The organism is Odoribacter sp. N54.MGS-14 (genome assembly GCF_000980295.1).
Taxonomy (GTDB): Bacteria; Bacteroidota; Bacteroidia; order Bacteroidales; family Marinifilaceae; genus Odoribacter; species Odoribacter splanchnicus.
The window spans coordinates 1-416 of sequence record NZ_LARL01000183.1 but is presented as its reverse complement, the minus strand read 5'-3'; the positions used below and the strand labels follow the sequence as shown (position 1 = coordinate 416).

The window sequence follows — 416 nt, the reverse complement described above, 5'->3', positions numbered from 1 at the left end:
GCTGAGGACTCTGACAAGACTGCCATCGTAAGATGTGAGGAAGGTGGGGATGACGTCAAATCAGCACGGCCCTTACGTCCGGGGCTACACACGTGTTACAATGGGGGGTACAGAGGGCCGCTACCACGCGAGTGGATGCCAATCCCCAAAACCTCTCTCAGTTCGGACTGGAGTCTGCAACCCGACTCCACGAAGCTGGATTCGCTAGTAATCGCGCATCAGCCACGGCGCGGTGAATACGTTCCCGGGCCTTGTACACACCGCCCGTCAAGCCATGGGAGCCGGGGGTACCTGAAGTGCGTAACCGCGAGGAGCGCCCTAGGGTAAAACTGGTGACTGGGGCTAAGTCGTAACAAGGTAGCCGTACCGGAAGGTGCGGCTGGAACACCTCCTTTCTGGAGAGGACGAAAGATCGA

At 58.7% G+C, this 416-nt stretch carries 1 rRNA gene; it reads left to right on the top strand.

Annotation, left to right across the window (positions count from 1 at the left end):
* Positions 1-395 (top strand): 16S ribosomal RNA (locus tag WS42_RS15010); the annotation flags it as partial.
* Between the last annotated feature and the right edge of the window lie 21 nt (positions 396-416).